We start from the raw sequence: 14,233 nt of genomic DNA, 5'->3' as shown, positions 1-14,233 counted from the left end.
ACCGGCGCTCCCCGCGGAACCGCTTCAGAACTGCTCGTGGACGATGTCGAGCGTCTCCTCGCGGTCCGCCCACGCCACGAAGATGGCGACGGAGGTCGCGGAGGTGATCAGGTCGTGGATGTTGATGCCCGCCTCGGCCAGCGGGTCGACCAGCGAACGGATCACGCCCGGCTGGTTGGGCAGTTCGCCGCCGGTCACCCGGATCACGGCGATCTCGTCCTCGACGGTGACCGAGGAGAGCGACTCGTCCTCGACCACGGCGTCGTGCAGCGTCGCCTCCGCCTCCTCGGCCACGCTGGTCTCGACGTAGTACGTCAGCGAGTCCATCCCGCTGGCGACGGCGTCGATGTTGATCCCCGCGTCGCTGAGCGTCTCTGAGACCTCCGCGAGGATTCCCGGCCGGTTCCTGATCGCCCGCCCGGCGATGGTGAGACAGGACAGCGGCGCCTCCTCCATGTCGATCAGGTGTTCGAAGCTCCCCTCGACGCTGGTGCCGCCCGAGAGCAGATCGCCGTGCTGGTAGTGGACCACCCTGACGCCGAGCGATTCGTCCTTGTACACGAGTGCGGAGGGCGCGATCACCTCGGCGCCTCGGAAGGAGAGGTTACGGAGCTCGTCGACGGTGATGCTACCGACGTTGCGCGCGCCCTCGACCACGCGGGGGTCGCCGGTCATCACGCCCTCCACGTCGGTGACGATCACCACTTCGTCGGCTTCGAGGTACTTCCCGAGCATCATCGCCGTGGTGTCCGAGCCGCCACGGCCGAGCGTCGTCACGTTGCCCGCGGGGTCCTCGGCGAGAAAGCCCGTGATGACCGGCACCGTGTCGTCCAGCGTCTCGGCGAGCCGGTCGACGCGGCGCTGGGTCTCTTCGGCGTCGATCTCGCCGCGCTCGTTGGTGACGACCGGCCAGTCCTCGCTTCCCGGTTCGAGGAAGGTGGCGTCGACGCCCCGCGACGTGAGCGCGGCCTTCAGCATCCGGACGGAGGTGCGCTCCCCCATCGAGACGATCTCCGCGCGGTCCTCGTCGCTGGCGTCGAAGGAGATCTCGTCGAGCAGTTCATCGGTCTGTGACCCCATCGCGCTGGCGACGACGGCGATGTCGTGGCCCGCCGCGACGGCGTCGGCGACGGAGTCGGCAGCCCGTTCGATTCGGTCGCCCGAGCCGAGCGAGGTGCCGCCGAACTTCGCGACTACGCGCACCGTCGGACACCTCTGAGGTCGTGCGTTCCGTTCATACGCCTGCTTCTCGGAGCCCGGAGTTAATGCTGTCTCTCCCGGTACCGGGGCGTGTGGGAGCCAGTGACGGGCACGTATCCCACGGCTTATCCGTGGGTGTCGCGTACTACCCGTATGAGCGACGATTCATCAGGACGAAAGAACCTCCGGATGCCGGACGACAACCAACTGTTCGGTGTCGTCACCGAGCACCTCGGCGGCAACCACGTCCGGGTTCGGTGTGCCGACGGCGAGACGCGACTGGGCCGTATCCCCGGCCGAATGAAGTACCGCACCTGGATCAACGAGGACGACGTGGTCATCATCGAGCCGTGGGACTGGCAGGACGAGAAAGGCAACATCGAGTGGCGCTACGACGAGCAGGACGCCGAGCAGCTCCGCCGCGAAGGCCACATCGACTGATCGACGCCGCCCGGACTGGTTTTCCCGCGCATACGGTCGATAGCGGCAGGCATACCGATCAGTCGGCCGTTAACTATTTGTGTGTCACTAACTAACATGGTGATGAACCCCGTTGAGGCGGGTTCCGACGGGAACCACCGTCGTAGCGGACGAGAGGCGAACCGGTGAGCGAGTGATCGATCCCGAGACGCCGACGACGCTCGACGTGCTGACGGGCCGGGCGGCCGGGGTTGGCCGCCCGGCGTCGAGTCCCTCGTCCCCGCCGGCAGGCGGGGCATATACACCCTTTTGAGCCTCCGACACCTACCACACGTGTGAACGTCGTTCCCGACACCAGCGTCGTCGTCGACGGCCGCGTCTCCGAGCGCGTCGCCGACGGGCGCTACGAGGGTGTCACCGTCTACGTCCCCGAAGCTGTCGTCGGCGAGCTCGAGGCTCAGGCCAACGCCGGCTACGACCCTGGTTGGAAGGGGTTAGAGGAGCTTCAGCGACTCGCCGAGTACGCCGACGACGGCGAGATCCAGATCGAGTACGTCGGCCGCCGCCCCAGCGCCGCCGAGACCGCCGGCGCCGGCGAGGGCGACATCGACGCCCTGATCCGCGATCTCGCGGCGGAGTACGGCGCGACGCTGCTGACGAGCGATGGCGTGCAGGCCGAGGTCGCCCGCGCGAAGGGGCTCGAGGTGGACTACGTCGAACCTGTCGTCGACACCGCGTCCGCCGAGCCGGAGACCGAGGGGCTGGCCATCGAGGAGTTCTTCACCGAGAACACGATGAGCCTCCACCTCCGGGCCGGAACCCAACCCAAGGCCAAGCGCGGCGATATCGGCGAGATGCACTACGAGCGGATCGCCGAGGAGCCGACCAGCGACGAGCAGATGGAGGAGTGGGCGACCGACGTGATCGAGACTGCCCGCGCGTCTTCTGACGGCTTCATCGAACTCAGCGAGGAGGGGATGGACATCGTGCAGTACCGGGACTACCGGATCGCGGTCGCGCGCCCGCCCTTCGCCGACGCCGTCGAGATCACGGCCGTCCGCCCGGTCGCGAAAACCACGATCGACGACTACGCGATGGCCGACGAGCTCAAGGACCGGTTCACCGAGCGCCAGCGCGGCGTGCTCATCTCCGGCTCGCCCGGCGCCGGGAAGTCCACGTTCGCCCAGGCGGTCGCGGAGTACCTCAACGACAACGACTTCGCGGTCAAGACGATGGAGAAGCCGCGGGACCTGCAGGTCGGCCCCGAGATCACCCAGTACACCGAACTCGGCGGCTCGATGGAGAACACCGCCGACTCGCTGCTGATGGTCCGGCCGGACTACACCGTCTACGACGAGGTCCGCAAGACCGACGACTTCGAGACGTTCGCGGACATGCGGCTGGCGGGCGTCGGGATGATCGGCGTCGTCCACGCCACCCGCGCCATCGACGCGCTCCAGCGACTCGTCGGCCGGGTCGAACTCGGGATGATCCCGCAGGTCGTCGACACCGTCGTCTACATCGAGGCCGGCCAGATCCACACGGTGTACGACGTGAAGACCGAGGTGAAGGTGCCCGCCGGGCTGACCGCCGAGGACCTCGCCCGACCCGTGATCCTCGTCTCCGACACCGAGACGGGCAAGCCGAAGTACGAGATCTACACGTTCAACCGCCAGGTCGTCACCGTCCCGCTGGACGACGAGGGCGAGGAGCCCTCCGGCGTGAACCAGATCGCGAAACAGGAGATCGAACGCGAGATCCACTCGGTCGCCCGGGGTCACGTCGACGTGGAGCTCCAGGGCCAGGACCGCGCGGTCGTCTACGTCGAGGAGGACGACATCTCCTACGTGATCGGCAAGGGCGGCGGCCGGATCAGCGAGATCGAGGACCGCCTCGGCATCGACATCGACGTGCGAACCCACGCGGAGAACCCCGCGCCGGCGGCCGCCAACGGCGGCGAGTCGGCCGGCTCCCCGCAGGGCGAGATCGTCGAGCCCGAGATCACCGCCCGCCACGTCGTGATTCGGATGGACGAACACGTCGGCGAGACCGTCGAAGTCCGCGCCGGCGGCGACTACCTGTTCACCGCGACCGTCGGCCGCGGCGGCGACGTGCAGGTCTCCCGCGGCTCCGCCATCGCCGAGGAACTGGAGGACGCGATCGACCGCAAGCAGCAGATCACGGTCGTGCCCGCCTGATCGGCGACCACTTTTTCGGCTCGCAGTGCGGTCGCTGGCCCCCAATTGGGCGCTTCGGCTGCCGATCGAGTACGACTAGAGCCGGGTGTTCGCGGACGGCCCGTGATCCTTGTCAACTATGCACAAGAACTTAGACGCTCCGGCGCCAATATCGCCTGTATGGCCACCAGCAACCGCGGCATGAACCCGCTCGACACGCTCCGGGACCGGTACGAGGCGGTGGAGACGGAGTGTCCGGCGTGTGGCTACGACGACGCCGAGGGGACGTGGGTCAGCCAGACCGACGGCGCCGAGGTCCGCTACGAGCACGACTGCCCGAGCTGCGGGAAAGTCACTGCGCATACGATCTCCTTCGGCCGATAGCCGGACTGCGGACAGGGGCCGCGTGTGCGATACCCCGGGACCGACGGGTTCAACCCTCCCGACTCCGTATCCCGCGCTGAATGAGTAAGGACTTCATCGAGGTTCGCGGCGCCGAGGAGAACAACCTCGCGGACCTCGACGTGGAGATCCCGCGGGAGGAGTTCAGCGTCGTTACGGGGCTCTCGGGGTCGGGGAAGTCCTCGTTGGCGTTCGACACCGTCTACGCCGAGGGGCAGCGCCGCTACATCGAGAGCCTGTCGGCGTACGCCCGGAACTTCCTGGGCCAGATGGACAAGCCACAGGTCGAGTCCGTCGAGGGGCTCTCGCCGGCCATCTCGATCGACCAGAAGAACGCGGCGAACAACCCCCGATCGACGGTCGGCACCGTCACCGAACTGCACGACTACCTGCGGCTGCTGTACGCCCGCGTCGGCACGCCGCACTGTCCGGAGTGTGGCCGCGAGGTCGGCACTCAGAGCGCCCAGCAGATGGTGCGCCGCGTGTTCGAACTGCCCGAGGGCACGCGCGCGAAGATCGCCGCGCCGGTCGTGCGCGACCAGAAGGGCGCCTTCGAGGACCTGTTCGAGGAGCTCGTCTCCGAGGGGTACGCCCGCGTCGAGGTCGACGGCGAGCGCTACGACCTCACGACCGACGACCCCGAGCTGGACGAGAACTACGACCACACGATCGACGTGATCGTCGACCGCGTGAAAGTCGCGGAGGCGGACCGCTCGCGGATCACCGACTCCGTCGAGACCGCCCTGGAGGAGGGCGACGGCGTGCTGAAGGTGATCCTGCCGTCGCCGCCGGCGGAGCTGCCCGAGTCGTTCGGCGGCAACGTCTCCCGAAGCACCGGTGACCTCGCCGGCGACGACTCCGACGCCGGCGACGACGGGGACGACCGTCTCGTCGTCGAGTTCTCCGAGGAGCTGGCCTGCACCCACTGCGGCATCGACTTCTCGGAGATCGAGACGCGCTCGTTCTCGTTCAACTCGCCCCACGGCGCCTGCCCGGAGTGTGAGGGGATCGGCGAGACCAAGGAGGTCGACGAGGACCTCGTCGTCGTCGACCGCGACAAACCGATCAAGGACGTGTTCGAGCCGTGGAGTTACAACCGCTCGTACTACCGGACCCGGCTCGACTCCGTCGCCGCCCACTTCGGCGTCGACGTGACGACGCCGTTCTCCGAGCTACCCGACGACCAGCAGGAGCAGTTCCTCTACGGCACGGACGAGCAGGTCGTGTTCGAGCGCCAGACGAAAAACGGCACCCGGCGCAAGGAGAAGCGCTTCGAGGGCGTCATCCCCAACCTCGAACGGCGCCACGTCGAAACTGACAGCGACTCCACCCGCGAGCACATCGAGGAGTACATGGCCGTCACCACCTGCCCGGCCTGCGAGGGGACGCGCCTCAAACCGCAGTCCCGGTCGGTGCTCGTCGACGGCACGGACATCACGGAGGTCAATCAGCTCAGCATCGCCGACGCCCGTGCACACTTCGAGGGGATGGAGGCGAACCTCTCCGAGCGCGATCGCACGATCGCCGAGGAGATCCTGAAGGAGATCCGCGCCCGCCTCGGGTTCATGGAGGAGGTCGGCCTCGACTACCTCACGCTCGACCGCGAAGCCTCCACCCTGTCGGGCGGGGAGAGCCAGCGCATCCGGCTCGCCACGCAGGTCGGCTCCGGCCTCGTCGGCGTCCTGTACGTGCTCGACGAGCCCTCCATCGGCCTCCACCAGCGCGACAACGACCGCCTGCTGAACACGCTCGAAGGGCTCAGAGATCTCGGCAACACGCTGCTCGTCGTCGAGCACGACGAGGAGACGATGCGCCGCGCGGACCACGTGATCGACATGGGGCCCGGCCCCGGCAAGCGCGGCGGCGAGATCGTCGCGCAGGGGGAGTTCGACGACATCGTCGCGAGCGACGAGTCCGTCACCGGTGACTACCTCGCCGGCCGGAAGGCGGTGCCCGTCCCCGAGGAGCGCCGGGAGAGCGACGACGCGCTCACGATCGTCGGCGCCCGCCAGCACAACCTCAAGAACGTCGACGTGGACCTCCCGATCGGGCAGTTCACCGCCATCACCGGGGTCTCCGGGTCGGGTAAGTCGACGCTGATGCACGACGTGCTGTACAAGGGGCTCGCTCGGAAGATGAACGACAACACCAGCGTCGACCCCGGCGCGCACGACGCCATCGAGGGCACCGAGGCGATCGAGACGGTTCGCCTGATCGACCAGTCGCCGATCGGTCGGACGCCGCGATCGAACCCCGCGACGTACACCGGCGTGTTCGACCACATCCGCGAGGCGTTCGCCCAGACCAAACTCGCCCAACAGCGCGGCTACGACAAGGGCCGGTTCTCGTTCAACGTCAAGGGCGGCCGCTGTGAGGAGTGTGGCGGGCAGGGCACCGTGAAGATCGAGATGAACTTCCTCTCGGACGTCCACGTCCCCTGCGAGGAGTGTGGCGGCGCGCGCTACAACGACGAGACGCTGGACGTGGAGTTCAAGGGGAAAACCATCGCCGACGTGCTCGACATGGACGTGGAGGAGGCCTACGAGTTCTTCGAGGCCAACTCCCAGCTCCGCCGCCGGCTCAAGCTCCTGAAGGACGTGGGGCTGGGCTACATGAAGCTCGGCCAGCCCTCGACGACGCTCTCGGGCGGGGAGGCCCAGCGCGTGAAGCTCGCCGAGGAGCTCGGCAAGAAACAGACCGGCGACACGCTCTACCTCCTCGACGAGCCGACCACGGGCCTGCACAAGGAGGACGAGCGCAAGCTGATCGACGTGCTCCAGCGCCTGACCGACAACGGCAACACCGTCGTCGTCGTCGAGCACGAACTCGATCTCGTCAAGAACGCCGACAACATCGTCGACCTCGGCCCCGAGGGCGGGGAGGGCGGCGGCGAGATCGTCGCCAGCGGCACGCCGGAGGCAGTCGCTCGGGTCGAGGAGTCCCACACCGGGCGGTATCTCCGCGACTACCTCCCGGCCGTCGACGCCGAGGGGCCACGGGCGGACCGCCGGAAACCCGCCAAGGAGGAGACGGCCACCACGACGGCCGAGGACGCCGACGAGGAGGAGGCCGAAGCGCCCGCGGTCGACGACGACTGATGACCGACGCCCCGACACGCCGGCGGCTGCTCGCGGCGGTCGGCGCCGTCGCGACCACGGGGCTCGCGGGCTGTACGGCCGCCGAGCGCGCCCGCCTCAACCCCTTCGCCGAGCCCCGGTGTCGATGACCGTTATCCGAGCCAGCGGCGAGGAGAGCGAGACCCAGTGTCGGCTCGATCCCGAAGCCGTCGACGAGATCCCCGAACTCCGGGGCCCGCTCGACGAACTCAAGGATGCCGAGGACGGCGAGCGCGTCCACCGCGGGCTGTCGATCCCCACGGGGCGGGAGATTTCGAACACGTTCACCCGCCAGTGCGACGACGGCGTGGGTGGGGTGTACCGGTACGACGGCGCCGACTACCTGATCGGGCTCACCTACCGCGACCAAGCCGCGCACCAGGATCACCACGACCACCTCGCAAACGAGAGCGGGACGGGGACCGAAACCGAGACGCCGACCGGGCAGTAACGCCGCCGGCGCTACCTTTTCGACGCCAGCGGCCCTCACCCCGGCTATGACTACCGCTTACGTCGTCTACGAGGACGCCCTGTTCGTCGTCGACGCCGACCGCGAGTCGATGGTGCGCGAGCGCCCGTTCGACTCCCGAACCGAGTGCGTCGCGGTGACCGGCGGGGCCGTCCTCGTCGGCACGTTCGAGGACGGCCTCCAGCGATCGACTGACGGCGGCGAATCGTGGGCCCGCGCCGACGGGATCGAGCAGGACGCCGTCACCTCGATCGCGGTCGCCCCCGACGATCCCGAAACCGTCTACGCCGGCACCGAACCCAGTCGCGTCTATCGGTCCACCGACGCCGGCGAGACGTTCGAGCCACTCGACGGCCTCACGACCCTCCCTTCGTCGGACGAGTGGTCGTTCCCGCCGCGACCCGACACCCACCACGTCCGGTGGATCGAGCCCGACCCCGGCGACCCGGACCTGCTCCACGTCGCCGTCGAGGCCGGCGCGCTCGTCCGGGCACGCCTGGGCGCGGACGGTGTCGAGTGGACCGATCGCGTGCCGGGCGCTCGCCTCGATACGCACACCATCACCACCCACCCCGACAGGCCGGGCCACGCGTGGGTCGCGGCGGGCGACGGCTACGCCGAGACGACTGACGCCGGCGAGTCCTGGCAGCACCCCCAGGCCGGGCTCGACCACACCTACTGCTGGAGCGTCGCGGTCGGGCTGGAGAAGGCTTCGAGCGGTCGACCCACCCCGCGAGTACTCCTTTCGGCGGCGACGAGCGCGCGGGAGGCCCACCGCGTCGGCGAGTCCTACCTTTACCGACGGGAGGGCGACACGTGGGAGCGCCTCGACGACCGCGGGATTCCGACCGGGGAGGGGTGTACCGGGCGGTGCTCGAACGCGGTGCCGACGAGGCCACGGTGTGGGCCGCGAACAACCACGGGCTGTATCGGACTGACGACGGCGGCGACTCTTGGGCCGAAATCGCCGTTGCCTGGCCGGAGCCCGTCGGCGAGCAGACGTGTCGTGGGCTCGCGATCGTCGACTGATCGCGGCGAGCACTTACGCCCCGGAGTTCAAGTACCAGAGCGCGACCAGCGCCGCCGATGCACTAACCGATCGTGCGGGTCGAACACGGCGGGTGTTCCGACGCACCGGCCCGCAAACTGCAGCGCGTCGGCTGTGAGCCCCTAACCACGAGACATATGGTCCGCGCCCTGATAGCCGTGGGCATGTACGACTTCGCCGTCGTCGGCGTCGGGCCCGCCGGCGCACGCGTCGCCCGCCGCGCGGCCGAGGCGGGCCACGACGTGATCGCCTTCGAACAGGGCGAGATCGGGACGCCGCTGGCCTGTTCGGGGCACGTCTCCAGAGACATCTGGGAGTACACACCCGACGGCGCCCGCGAGGAACTGCTCCAGAACGAGGTGTACGGCGCCGACTTCCACGTCGGCGGCCCGGACAGCGACGCCTACCCCTTCTACAAGGACGAGCCCGTCTCGAACGTCATCGACCGCGAGCAACTCGACCGCACGCTCGCGGCGGCGGCCCGCGACGCCGGCGCGGAGATCCACGACGGCCACACCGTTACGGGCGTTGACGAGGGCGCCGACAGCGTCGAGCTCACGGTCTCGCCCGACGACGCCGATCCCTTCACCGTCGAGGCGCGGATGGTCGCCGGCTGTGACGGCCCCGTCTCGCGGGTCCGCCGGGCGGTCGACCTCCCGGAACCCGACGAGAAACTCCACGGCGTGTTAGGGTTCGACCCGGAACCGGACCACGGCGACTTCGTCGACGTGCACCTCACGGTTCCGAGCTTCTTCGCGTGGCGGATCCCACGAGGTGAGGCAGGCGTCGAGTACGGTCTCGCGGTCCGCCCGGACGCCGACGAGGACGCCCGTGCCCGATTCGACCGTCTCGTCGACGCCTACGGCGCCGAGATCGACCGGTTCTGCTCGGGCGCCATCCCCATCGGCCCGCCGGACTCGGTCACCTCCCACCGGGTGTTCCTCGTCGGCGACGCCGCCGCACAGACGAAACCCTTCACGGGTGGCGGGATCCTCTACGGGATGCGGTCGGCCGACCACGCGGTCCGACAGATCGACCCTGAAGAGCCGGCGACGCTGTCGGCTTACGAGGTCGCGTGGCGCGACGAACTCGCGAGGGAGATCCGACTCGGCCACTGGCTCCGGCGAGCCTACTCCCTCCCAGCACCCGTCCAGCGACTCGGCCTCCGGCTCACGTCGGGCGAAATCGGCGTCCACATGGACCGCCCGACGACGCTTTTCTCCCGGGAGCACCTGCGCAGCTACCTGCCGTAGGACGATCTCCCGGTGACGGCCGCGCGCTCAGTACGTCGGGAGCCGCCTCGACCGGTCGCTCCCCTCGACGAACGGGAGCGCAACTCCCCCAGCCGGTATCTCCCCTTCGTCGGTACTGACTGCTCGCACCGTCTCTCCCGGCTCGACTCGCGCGAACGCGACCGCCGTCGACAGCGACGGGCTCCACCGGACGCGGGTCAGTTCGCCGACGGGTCGGTCCTCACCGACCACCGCCGACCCGGCCGCCGGAAGCGAGTCGTCGACATCGGCGTCGAGCTCCAGGCCGACCAGTCGGTGGGTCGGATCCTCGACGGCTCCCTCGAGGCCAGCCACGTCGGTCAGTCCGACTGTCTCCGGTCGTTCGCCCCGGATTTCGGACTCGAACAGCGGCGTCCCCGCTTCGAGCGTCAGCGTCTCGTACGTCTGATAGCCGAACGGCGCCGCGCCGTTACCACGCGAGAGGAGTGTGGTCCACACCTCCGCGGCGTCGTCGGCGGCACAGATCACCTCGTAGCTCTCCTCGCCGCCGGGGGCGTCGCCGGCGACGACGGAGACGCCGGCGTCACCCATCGACCCACGGACGAACGAGTACGCGCCCGTCGGCGCGCCGGCGTTGTGGAGCACCGAGGCGATCTTCTCCGTCGCCATCGGGCCGTGGACGCCGAACACCCCGAACTCGGTCGTCGCGTCGCGGACGTCGGCGTCCCGGTGGTCGCCGCTGAGCCGGTCAGCCAGCGCGCCCTCGCGGCCGGGCGGCGTGAAAAGCAGCAGGCGCTGGCCGGCGTCGTACACGAACAGTTCCGTCTCGACGGTGCCGTCGGCGGCGAGCGCCAGCGCGTAACAGCCCTCGCCGTCCGCGCTTGGCACCCCGTTCGTGACGGCGTCGTCGACGACAGCCCGGCGGTCCGCCCCGGTGACGACGACCACGCCGTACCCCATCTCGATCACCCCGACCGCGTTTCGTACCGCTCGCACGGCACGGTCGGGACGCCCGTACTCCTCGACGACGGATCGGCCGCCACGATCGCCGAACGTGGCGCCGTGGTCGGTGTGGCTCCCGGCGACTAACGTCATTGCCCGGAAGTTAGCCGGCGGCGGGAAAAACACCGCCGGTTCCGCGACTCAGAAGCCGAACCGCTCGCGGAGGTGCTGCAGGATGCTCGGATCGTCGTCCAGCTCCTCGGGGTCGGCGACGACGCCCTCGGCGGGGTAGAGCACGACGCGCTCCCCGTCGCTCTCGACGTCGATCAGCCCCTCCTCCTTCAGGTCGCCGAGTGCGGGTTCGAGCCGGTCGATGTCCGTGTCGACCGCCGCCCGAAGTTCGAGAACGCTCATCCCCTCCTCGGCGCGATCGGCCAGCGCCGCGAGCACCTCGAACTCCACCTCGTCCCTGTCGCGAAGCTCTGGACTGACGGCCATACCCGTCTGTGGGTGTGCGATCGGCTTACCTCTACCGGCGGCTGCTCGCCTGTGCGGCCTGTGGGGGAACAAGTTACGCCGGGAGGTGGCGGGGTATTTTTAGCCTTCCGCCTGTCTAACTCGGGTAATGGGACTCAGGTGTCTGCTCGGACACGACTTCGGCGAGCCGGAGACCGAGCGTGAACGAACGGAGGAGGGTAACGAGGTCGTCGTTACCGTCCGGGAGGTCAAGACCTGCCAGCGCTGCGGCGAGAAGCAGGTTGTCAGCGAGAACAAGGAGATCACCTCGATCGAGCAGCTTCGGGAGTCGGCGACGGGCGAGTCGCCGACGACCGAGTCGGCAACCCCGGACAGTGACGCCGGAGGCGCCGAGGAGTGGGGGACTGACGAGCTCTCGCCGGGTGGAGCCGAGAGCGCCCCCGAGCCGGAGCCGAGCGCCGACGAGACGCCGGCGGCCGACGCGGAGCCGGCCGAGGCGTCGTCCGAGGCAGTCACCGACGCCGATGAGGACCCCGTCGAACGTGGCGTCGCCGACATCATCGAACAGGCCGAGCGCGACGACGACATGCTCCAGGGACCGGCCGAGCCCGAGGATGACGAGGACGACGACGTGCCCGTCCACCCGGGGCAGCGGTCGGCGGCCGCCGAGGACGCGGAGATCCCCGACGCGGCGGACGACGACGGCGTCATCCTCGACGAGGACGAGACGCCGCCGCCCGAGAACGCCCGAAAGCAGTGGGAAGAGGAAGCCAGCCCGGAGGAAGTCCCCGATCAGGACCCCGAAGTCGAGGAGTCCGCGGCGCCGGAGGGCACCGATGCCGAGATCATCGACGCCGATCCCGACTCGTCGGTCGCCGAGCCGGAGCCCGAGCCGACGGCGTCGTCCGAGTCGCGGGCGTCGACGGGGTCGGAAGCGGACGAGACGCAGCAGCCTTCGACACCCACCGCAGTGGAGTCCGAGGACGCCGAGATCGTCGACGCCGACCCCACCCCGGCCGATCCCGAGCCAGCAGACGCCGAACCGACCGAGAGCGACCCCGAGGAGACCGACGACGGCCACATGCCGTGGCCCGACGCCCCGGGTGAGGACGAGGGTCACGACGCGACGGTTCCGGACGGCGAACCGGCGGACATCGACTTCGGCGAGGGGTTCACGACGGACGACGAACCCGAGTCCGCGACATCGTCGGCCACGGACATCGAATCCGGCGCCACGACTTCGCCGACCACCGACGCCGAACCGACCGAGGCCGATCGCGAGAACGGCGACCGGACGCGGACGGGCGAATCGCGCGACGCGTCGGTGACGCCGACGGCGAACGTCGACCTCGAGCGATCGAGCCGCGACGCGGAGCTCGAGTACGTCTGCCCCGAGTGCGGGCTGACCCGCGACGTCGGGAACTCCTCGATGCGTGCGGGCGACATCTGCCCGGAGTGTCGCGTCGGCTACATCACCGAGCAGCAGAAGGCGGAGTAGCGACCCATAACAGGTAAACCGACCGCTCGCAAACGGGCGGGCATGAAGGAGTACAAGATGCGCCGCGGAGAGACCCTGGAGGAGCGCATCCCGGACATGGAGGCAGCAGTCGAGGAGTACTTCGGCGAGATCACCGGCACTGAGGAGTACAAGGGGAACGACCTCTACGTCGTTGGCAACCCCGACAACCCCGTTTTCGACCGCGTCGTCGCCGGCGCGGTGAAGTACTCCGGCAAGAAGGACTGGCTCGGCGTGGAGTTCGAGGAGCGTGACCCCACCGAACTCGACGCGGACGAACTCGAAGCGGCCGGCGAGGCCGTCGACACGAAGAACGACTTCCTGCTCGAAGCGACGGGCCGTGACGCCAAGTCCCGGCGGGAGTCGCTCAAGCGCGAAGTCGAGGACGACGCGCCGGACTACTAGATCTCCTCGGGCAGCCACCCGCCGTCGATTTCGACGTTCTCGCCCGAGACGTAGTCGTTCTCCGGCCGACAGAAAAACCGTAGCGCGTTGGCGACGTCTTCCACGCTCCCCCAGCGTCCTCGCGGCGCGTCGTCGGGGAACTCGTCGCTGGTTTCGAGCACGTACGGCGACACTGCGTTGACCGTGATCCCGTCGTCCTGCGTGTCGGCGGCGAGCATTCTGGTGAACATCAACACGCCCGTCTTCGCGACGAAGTAGGGGAAGTTCGTCGGCCCGACGAGCGCGTGCTCGCTGCTCGCGTAGCCGACGTTGACGATGCGGCCCCACTCCCGCTCGCGCATTCCGGGCAGCGCCCGCCGCGAGCAGAGCATCGTCCCGGTGAGGTTCGTCGCGAGCACCCGGTTCCAGGTGTCGAGATCGATCTCTGCCCAGTGCTGGGGCGCGAAGTCGCCGACGTTGTTCACCAGCACGTCGACGCTCCCCAGCGCGGTCTCCACGTCGTCGAACACGTCGTCGACGCTCTCGGGGTCGGTCACGTCAGCCTGCACTGTCGTGGCGCACACGTCGTGTTCGCGGGCCTCCGCCGCCGTCGCGGCTGCCGCCTCGGCGCTGGTGTGGTAGTGGACCGCCACGTCGGCGCCCCAGTCCGCCAGCGCGAGCGCGAGCCCGCGCCCCAGCCCCGATGCGCTCCCGGTCACCAGCGCGACCCGTCCGGCGAGGGGTGTGTCGTCCATACGCTGTCGTCGGGCGCCGATCCCAAGCCCGTTTCGCCCCCGTCAGGCTCGCTGGCACGACCCGGCCCCTTATCCGTTCACGCCCGCTCCCGACA

The 14,233-nt window shown here is 69.2% G+C and carries 13 protein-coding genes and 1 pseudogene; 10 read left to right on the top strand and 4 right to left on the bottom strand.

All coding sequences use genetic code 11. The annotated features are described in order from the left end of the window. Positions 1-24 precede the first annotated feature (24 nt). Positions 25-1,203, bottom strand: a complete 1,179-nt coding sequence (locus SY89_RS04460; protein ID WP_054583315.1) for an aspartate kinase — start codon at positions 1,201-1,203, stop codon at positions 25-27. Between the two features lie 150 nt (positions 1,204-1,353). Here SY89_RS04460 and eif1A point away from each other — a divergent pair, with 150 nt between their 5' ends. The 8 genes and pseudogenes from eif1A (at position 1,354) to SY89_RS04425 (ending at position 10,085) form a co-directional block, all read left to right on the top strand. Further along, positions 1,354-1,641: a translation initiation factor eIF-1A gene (eif1A, locus tag SY89_RS04455; RefSeq protein WP_054583314.1), complete on the top strand. Its 288-nt coding sequence runs from the start codon at positions 1,354-1,356 to the stop codon at positions 1,639-1,641. 314 nt (positions 1,642-1,955) lie between these two features. Then, positions 1,956-3,818, top strand: a complete 1,863-nt coding sequence (locus SY89_RS04450; protein WP_054583313.1) for a PINc/VapC family ATPase — start codon at positions 1,956-1,958, stop codon at positions 3,816-3,818. Between the two features lie 159 nt (positions 3,819-3,977). Then, complete coding sequence (locus tag SY89_RS04445) at positions 3,978-4,181, top strand: HVO_0649 family zinc finger protein (RefSeq protein WP_080506591.1); 204 nt, start codon at positions 3,978-3,980, stop codon at positions 4,179-4,181. Between the two features lie 80 nt (positions 4,182-4,261). Further along, positions 4,262-7,297 carry an excinuclease ABC subunit UvrA gene (gene uvrA / locus SY89_RS04440; protein ID WP_054583312.1) on the top strand — a complete coding sequence of 1,012 codons (3,036 nt, stop codon included), beginning with the start codon at positions 4,262-4,264 and terminating at the stop codon, positions 7,295-7,297. Further along, entirely contained in the window at positions 7,297-7,425 is a 129-nt protein-coding gene (locus SY89_RS18980; protein WP_275575392.1) for a hypothetical protein, read from the top strand. Before uvrA ends, SY89_RS18980 begins: the two co-directional genes overlap by 1 nt. Further along, positions 7,422-7,766 carry a hypothetical protein gene (locus SY89_RS04435; RefSeq protein ID WP_054583311.1) on the top strand — a complete coding sequence of 115 codons (345 nt, stop codon included), beginning with the start codon at positions 7,422-7,424 and terminating at the stop codon, positions 7,764-7,766. Before SY89_RS18980 ends, SY89_RS04435 begins: the two co-directional genes overlap by 4 nt. A 46-nt stretch (positions 7,767-7,812) precedes the next feature. Further along, a pseudogene (locus SY89_RS04430) lies at positions 7,813-8,813 on the top strand (WD40/YVTN/BNR-like repeat-containing protein). 183 nt (positions 8,814-8,996) lie between these two features. Beyond that, positions 8,997-10,085: a geranylgeranyl reductase family protein gene (locus SY89_RS04425; RefSeq protein ID WP_054583309.1), complete on the top strand. Its 1,089-nt coding sequence runs from the start codon at positions 8,997-8,999 to the stop codon at positions 10,083-10,085. Positions 10,086-10,112: 27 nt separating this feature from the next. Here SY89_RS04425 and SY89_RS04420 read toward each other — a convergent pair whose 3' ends face one another. Both SY89_RS04420 and SY89_RS04415 read right to left on the bottom strand, forming a co-directional pair. Further along, positions 10,113-11,159 (bottom strand): glycine cleavage T C-terminal barrel domain-containing protein, encoded by a 1,047-nt coding sequence (locus SY89_RS04420; RefSeq protein WP_054583308.1) that lies wholly within the window; start codon positions 11,157-11,159, stop codon positions 10,113-10,115. A gap of 48 nt (positions 11,160-11,207) precedes the next feature. Then, positions 11,208-11,504, bottom strand: a complete 297-nt coding sequence (locus SY89_RS04415) for a DUF6432 family protein (RefSeq protein WP_054583307.1) — start codon at positions 11,502-11,504, stop codon at positions 11,208-11,210. Positions 11,505-11,631: 127 nt separating this feature from the next. Here SY89_RS04415 and SY89_RS04410 point away from each other — a divergent pair, with 127 nt between their 5' ends. Together SY89_RS04410 and SY89_RS04405 are read left to right on the top strand one after the other, a co-directional pair. Then, on the top strand, positions 11,632-12,981 hold the full coding sequence (locus tag SY89_RS04410; RefSeq protein WP_054583306.1) for a DUF7093 family protein: 1,350 nt from the start codon (positions 11,632-11,634) through the stop codon (positions 12,979-12,981). Between the two features lie 42 nt (positions 12,982-13,023). Further along, the gene (locus SY89_RS04405; RefSeq protein WP_054583305.1) at positions 13,024-13,404 is read left to right on the top strand and encodes a DUF5611 family protein; all 381 of its coding nucleotides are present in this window, start codon (positions 13,024-13,026) and stop codon (positions 13,402-13,404) included. Here SY89_RS04405 and SY89_RS04400 read toward each other — a convergent pair. Further along, entirely contained in the window at positions 13,401-14,138 is a 738-nt protein-coding gene (locus tag SY89_RS04400) for an SDR family NAD(P)-dependent oxidoreductase (RefSeq protein WP_054583304.1), read from the bottom strand. The two genes, SY89_RS04405 and SY89_RS04400, sit on opposite strands and share 4 nt — an antisense overlap. Between the last annotated feature and the right edge of the window lie 95 nt (positions 14,139-14,233).

It is taken from the genome of Halolamina pelagica (genome assembly GCF_001307315.1).
Classification (GTDB): domain Archaea; phylum Halobacteriota; class Halobacteria; order Halobacteriales; family Haloferacaceae; genus Halolamina; species Halolamina pelagica_B.
Note: the sequence above shows the minus strand (reverse complement) of the source record. Positions and strands in the feature narration are given on the sequence as shown.

What these genes read in the sequence shown, in the direction of transcription:
- SY89_RS04425 (WP_054583309.1), top strand. Translation starts at nt 8,997, where the DNA reads ATGTACGACTTCGCCGTCGTCGGCGTCGGGCCCGCCGGCGCACGCGTC.
- SY89_RS18980 (WP_275575392.1), top strand. Translation starts at nt 7,297, where the DNA reads ATGACCGACGCCCCGACACGCCGGCGGCTGCTCGCGGCGGTCGGCGCC.
- eif1A (WP_054583314.1), top strand. Translation starts at nt 1,354, where the DNA reads ATGAGCGACGATTCATCAGGACGAAAGAACCTCCGGATGCCGGACGAC.
- SY89_RS04420 (WP_054583308.1), bottom strand. Translation starts at nt 11,159, where the DNA reads ATGACGTTAGTCGCCGGGAGCCACACCGACCACGGCGCCACGTTCGGC.
- SY89_RS04415 (WP_054583307.1), bottom strand. Translation starts at nt 11,504, where the DNA reads ATGGCCGTCAGTCCAGAGCTTCGCGACAGGGACGAGGTGGAGTTCGAG.
- SY89_RS04410 (WP_054583306.1), top strand. Translation starts at nt 11,632, where the DNA reads ATGGGACTCAGGTGTCTGCTCGGACACGACTTCGGCGAGCCGGAGACC.
- SY89_RS04400 (WP_054583304.1), bottom strand. Translation starts at nt 14,138, where the DNA reads ATGGACGACACACCCCTCGCCGGACGGGTCGCGCTGGTGACCGGGAGC.
- SY89_RS04445 (WP_080506591.1), top strand. Translation starts at nt 3,978, where the DNA reads ATGGCCACCAGCAACCGCGGCATGAACCCGCTCGACACGCTCCGGGAC.
- uvrA (WP_054583312.1), top strand. Translation starts at nt 4,262, where the DNA reads ATGAGTAAGGACTTCATCGAGGTTCGCGGCGCCGAGGAGAACAACCTC.
- SY89_RS04405 (WP_054583305.1), top strand. Translation starts at nt 13,024, where the DNA reads ATGAAGGAGTACAAGATGCGCCGCGGAGAGACCCTGGAGGAGCGCATC.
- SY89_RS04435 (WP_054583311.1), top strand. Translation starts at nt 7,422, where the DNA reads ATGACCGTTATCCGAGCCAGCGGCGAGGAGAGCGAGACCCAGTGTCGG.